Source organism: Magnetococcales bacterium, from assembly GCA_015228935.1.
In the GTDB taxonomy this organism is placed as follows: Bacteria; Pseudomonadota; Magnetococcia; order Magnetococcales; family DC0425bin3; genus HA3dbin3.
Window position 1 is genome coordinate 1 of the sequence record JADGCO010000167.1, and the last position, 5,408, is coordinate 5,408.

General features: G+C 51.8%; 2 protein-coding genes. Both read right to left on the reverse strand.

What is annotated here, in order from left to right; translation table 11 throughout:
• Nucleotides 1-336 precede the first annotated feature (336 nt).
• Nucleotides 337-1,281, reverse strand: a complete 945-nt coding sequence (locus HQL65_20140) for a diguanylate cyclase (protein ID MBF0138547.1) — start codon at nucleotides 1,279-1,281, stop codon at nucleotides 337-339.
• Between the two features lie 97 nt (nucleotides 1,282-1,378).
• Entirely contained in the window at nucleotides 1,379-5,398 is a 4,020-nt protein-coding gene (locus tag HQL65_20145; GenBank protein ID MBF0138548.1) for a response regulator, read from the reverse strand.
• Nucleotides 5,399-5,408: the final 10 nt, after the last annotated feature.

Consider the following 5,408-nt stretch of genomic DNA (forward strand, 5'->3'; position numbering starts at 1 on the left):
TCGTGATGACATAAATTTTTCCCCGGACGGTGATTGTCTCATGTTCAGGAGAGCCAGGGGTTTTGTAGACCTTGACCTGGATCCCTGAGACCCAAATGGCAACATTGGGCAAAAGCCGCCAAGAAGAAATTGGATCAAATGATGGAGGAAGATGCCCTTGGCGAAGCCGCCTGATCATCACCAAGCAAAAATACCAAATCCGTTTCCAGTTGATCTGGGAGCCAAGACACTGGGCATGCAGGCAAGCTGATTTGCCGTTCCCAAGAACCGGCCCCTCGTTTGCGAAAATGATATCATGTTCGTTCCCGGTCAAGATTTCTTATCCAAGTTACCTTTTCATCCAGTGGACAACGGTCGTTCAGGGCTGAAATTTTCACACACGACGCAATTGCGGCCATGGTTCTTGGCTTTGTACAAATTTTCATCCGCAGCCGCAAGAAATGCCGCCTGCTTTATGGTCTGCTCAGGAACGACGACCGCCCCTCCCACACTCAGGGTGACACGATCGGATATAAGCGACTTGACATGGGGAATGTTCAGGGATTCGATGACCGACCTGAGCTTCTCGGCCATGAACAGCACTCCCATCAAATCGGTTTCCGGCAGAAGACAGACAAACTCTTCTCCACCATAACGTGCCAAGGTGTCGGTGACACGAATCATGCTTTCCTTCAATGCTGCCGCAATCCGCTTCAGGGTTGCATCACCACCCAGGTGGCCATAATGATCATTGAAGCTTTTAAAGTAATCTATATCCATCAGCAAAATGGCCAGTGGCGATTTGGAGCGGACGGATCGGTGCCACTCATGTTGAAGACGTTCATCGAAATGGCGTCTGTTGGGAATCGAAGTAAGGCCATCGATCATGGCCAGATTCTTGAAATGGTTCCGTGCCTTGTGCAGCTCCAGTATATTTCTGATCCTGAGCCGGGAAATGAGGGGGTGGAGTGGTTTGCTGAGATAGTCGGAAGCACCCAATTCCAGACCGATCACCTCGTGCTGTTCATGCTCCATGGCTGTGACGAAGATGATGGGTATGTCCTGGGTTGCTGGATTTTGCCTGATCATGGAACACACGGTATAGCCATCCATATCCGGCATGACGATGTCCAGAAGAATCATGTCGGGTTGTTTGGTTTGGGCAATATCCAACGCATCCTTCCCGGTCGTTGAAAACAAAAGGTGGTATTCCTTCTCCAATATTCTCCCAGCAATGCGAATATTGTCGGGTTCATCATCCACAATCAGCAGGGTTGGCAAGGTGTGGTCTTTGTCAGGCATGGGTCTTTCCCCAATCCAAAACTAAAAAAAAAATCCATTCTGCCGTGAATGCAAACCAGATCACTCATGGTTCTCAGGCACTAGGCATGGCGTTTCCTTACTGTTTCAAGTGACGAATCAGCGCAGATAACGCATCCTTGGCAGAGTCTATTTCAAGGCGTTCTACATGCTTCTCCAATGCCATCATCAAACCTGGCTCGGCAATGACCGAGGAAATCTGGGGTTTGATCTGATCGAAAAGTTTAATGGCGTTCAGTTCCCTCCGGTCCAGCATCTTGTCCAGATCATCCAGTGAGGACAACAGGTCATCCAACACCACCGGTGCGTTGTCAATGACTTGATTCTTCTGCTGGTGTAAAAAATTCCGTGCCGAGGCAATGGCCACGTCCAGACATGTTTCCAAAGCAGAGAGCTTTGACAACGTGGTCATTATATCACGATTGAGAATCGCCCTTTCACATTCCCCTGACAAGGCGAAGACCTCCATGGCTGACACATTGCCTGCGCTGTTCCGGAGCTTGTGGATCTGCCGATGCGCTGAATCATAATCCTGTTTTTCCAGCAAGGTCCGAACGACATGGCCGCAGTCATGATTGTTCTCAATGAAGTTGGCGATCAACTGGGCGTGAAACGCCTGGTCACCATCACACCGATTCAAACTGGCACCAACATCCAAGCCGGGATGCGGTTCCGCAGGAGGTACCAGGTTATCATCACAGACTGTGTGGGAATGTTCCTGATCGCGGACATCCAGAACCGGGATCGACTTCCCACGCACCCATTGCAACAGTTTGGAGAACAATAATTCCACTTCGATGGGTTTCCCAAGATAATCGCTTATCCCTGCTGCCAGACATTGATTCACCTCCTCGACCATGGCACTCGCCGTCAACGCGATGATGGGAAGATTCCTGAATGGTTCCAGGCGTCGAATCTGCCGTGTCGCTTCCAGACCATCCATCACCGGCATTTGCATGTCCATGAGTACCAGATCAAACTCCGCCCCTTGTCTGGCAACCAGATCCAGTGCCTCCTGGCCATTTTCCGCGAGTGTGACATCCGCCCCCCGTCCATGCAGAATTTCCCGCACCAAATCACGGTTTTCCTTCATGTCATCCACCAGCAGGACATGATATCCCTGCAACTGCAAATGATCATCCCGGCGCGTCTGCAAGGTTTGGGCAACGTCGGAGGATGACAGGCCAAAGGCGGCCAGCAGGCATTCCAAAAGCCTGCTGGGAATCACCGGCTTTTGCAGAAACACACCATTGAATTTTCCATCGATCCAGGCCACGATTTCATGCCTTTCCGATTCATACCCCATGAGTATTACCGGGATGTTGCGAAGGTGGCCGTCCCCACGGATCTGACGCAGAATGTCTTCGCCATTGCCGTCGGCCAGCTTCCAATCCAGCATGACCAAGTCATACGCCGCCCCCTCCGAGGCCACCATCTTCAGGGTTTGAATGCCCCTCTGGCCCGAAGTCACCATCGTGCTGATCAACTGTAACGAGTTCAGATATCTTTGTATCACTTTTCCTGAGGTGCTGTTGCTATCCATGATCAGGACGCGTTTGCCCTGGAAAAAACACCCGTGGATGAAGGATTCATGTCCAGAGAGGCTGGCTCGCGGGAAGCCCAGGTGGAAGGTGATGCGGGTCCCTTCCCCGAGGGCACTCTCCAGGCCGATATGGCCCCCCATCATTTCCACCAAGGAGCGACAAATCGCCAGGCCCAGACCTGTCCCACCGTACTGACGGGTGATGGAATTGTCACTTTGTTGGAAGGATTGAAAAAGCTTGCCGACGTGTTCCGAAGCAATACCGATCCCGGTATCCCTGATGGTGAAACGCAGATTGACATGATCGTCGGTCATGGACTCCAGATCAACCGCAACCAGAACTTCGCCCTTTTTGGTAAACTTGACGGCATTGTCCCCCAGATTCGTCAAAACCTGGGCCAGACGGACGGAATCGCCTACCAGGCCAACCGGGATATCGAAGGGAAATGAGAGCAACAGTTCGACATTCCTGGTCAATTGGAACTTGGCCAGAATGCCATCCATGACCTGTTCCAGAACCTCTGCCAGATTGAAAGGTTCCTGTTCCAGATCCAGTTTTCCGGCATCTATTTTGGAGAAATCAAGAATATCGTTGATGATACGCAGCAGGGCCTTGGCCGCTGCATCGATTTTTTTCAGATAACCACTTTGTTGGGGGGATAATTCGGTTTGTTGCGCCAGATAGTTCAAACCGATGATGGAGTTCATGGGGGTACGGATTTCGTGGCTCATCTTGGCCAAGAATTCACTTTTTGCGCGATTGGCCTGATTGGCCTTATCCTCACTCAATCTCAGATCGGCCTCCATCTGCCTGCGTTCCGAAACATCCCGCAGAATGGCCATATTGTATTCCATTCCATTGAAGACCATGAAATTTGCACTGATCTCCACTGGCAGAGGGGGAGCGTTTACCCGGGTCAGGTCAGCCTCGAACCTCAAAGAGCCTTTCGCCTTCAATTCCGCCCAGTGCTCGTGCCACTTTTCCTGGGGATGTTGGGGATTCAAATCGGAAGCGCGCATGGTCATCAAGGTTTCAGGCGAATACCCGAGGCGTTTACAAACCGATTGGTTGAACCTGAAAAAGCGTCCGTCGGGAAACAACCAGAATATCATGTCATTGGTGTTTTCCAACGACACCTGGGCCAGTTTCAGTTGGTCCTCGGCCTGCTTTTGTTCTGTCAGATCATCATAAACAGTAGCAATTTCACCAGATTCCAACCGAAAGACGGAGTTTTCCAGCCAGGCCATGTGCCGGCCATCATTGTAGTAACTGATGGGGTGCCGCATGGGTTGCCCAGTCCTGTAGACCTGCTTGAATACGTCCAACAGGCCAAATTCCCGAATGGCTGGAAAGGCTTCGGTAACCCGTCTCCCCTTGAGGGCTTCCCTGTCGCTGACCAGGCTGATGACAGCGCCCGCCTTGTTCATATCCCGGAAAATAAAATCCTCGCCATCGTCAACAGCCCGGTAGATGGCAACACCGCTGGTCATGGAATCAAAAAGGGCACGGAATCGGTGTTCGCTGTCTCTCATGCTGGCTTCCGCAAGCAAACGTCTATCGACTTCCCGGAGACGAAGAATCCCGTCGGACATGTGCTTGGACAAGGCCGACAACAACATGACCTCCGTGGAGTCGAAGGCGTCAGACCGGGTTGAGTACAGGTTCAAAACCCCGAACACGCCATCGGAGGCCATCAACGGCAGCGCAATGCTGGAGGCAACCCCATGCTTCAACGCATTTTCCCGCCAGGGTTCATAATCGGGTTCACTGCCTACATCCCGGATGATCTGTGGCTTGCAGGACCGAACGGCCCGACCGGTTGGCCCCTTGCCCCGTGGCGAGTTCTCACTCCAGGAAATATTCAGGTTTTCAAGAAATGGACGTTCAACACCATGGTGCGCCAGGGGAACCACCCGTTTTTGCTCATCCGTTTCGACAACCCCGACCCAGGCCATGTGATACCCCGCTTCTTCATTCAGTACGCGGCACAGTTGGTTCAAGGTCTCCACTTCATCGGTTGCGGTTTCCAGGATTTCTGCGAACCGGAATCGGGTCTTCAAATCTCTGGTAACCTGGGAATTCCACAACTCGGTTTCCTTGGCCACGGTGATATCATGCTGAACGCCGACAAAGTTTTGAATGGTACCCTCGGCATCGTACAACGGACTGATGGAGACCGAGGCCCAATAGTTCCTTCCCGATTTGTGCTTGTTGAGCAGCTCTCCCTTCCATATTTTTCCCGAGCGGATCTGACGCCACAATGCATCATGAACGTTTGGGTCCTGTTTATCGGATTTCAAGATGCGCGGTGTTTTCCCAACAACCTCTTCGAAGGTATACCCGGTCAAAAGGGTAAATTGTGCATTCACAAACTCGATCCTTCCGGCGGCATCGGTGATGAGGACCGAGGATGGGTTCTCTTCAATGGCAGCGGAGAGCTTGCGCAGCTGTGTAGTTTGCTTGTTGATTTCTATTTCTGAAGCCTTGACCAGGCTGATCGTCAAGGCCGTCACCCAGATGGCGAACAGGGAATAGAAACGGTTGGTCCATACCATCCATTCCACC

Coding starts and splice junctions, on each gene's coding strand:
- HQL65_20140 (MBF0138547.1), bottom strand. CDS start 1,281: ATGCCTGACAAAGACCACACCTTGCCAACCCTGCTGATTGTGGATGAT.
- HQL65_20145 (MBF0138548.1), bottom strand. CDS start 5,398: ATGGTATGGACCAACCGTTTCTATTCCCTGTTCGCCATCTGGGTGACG.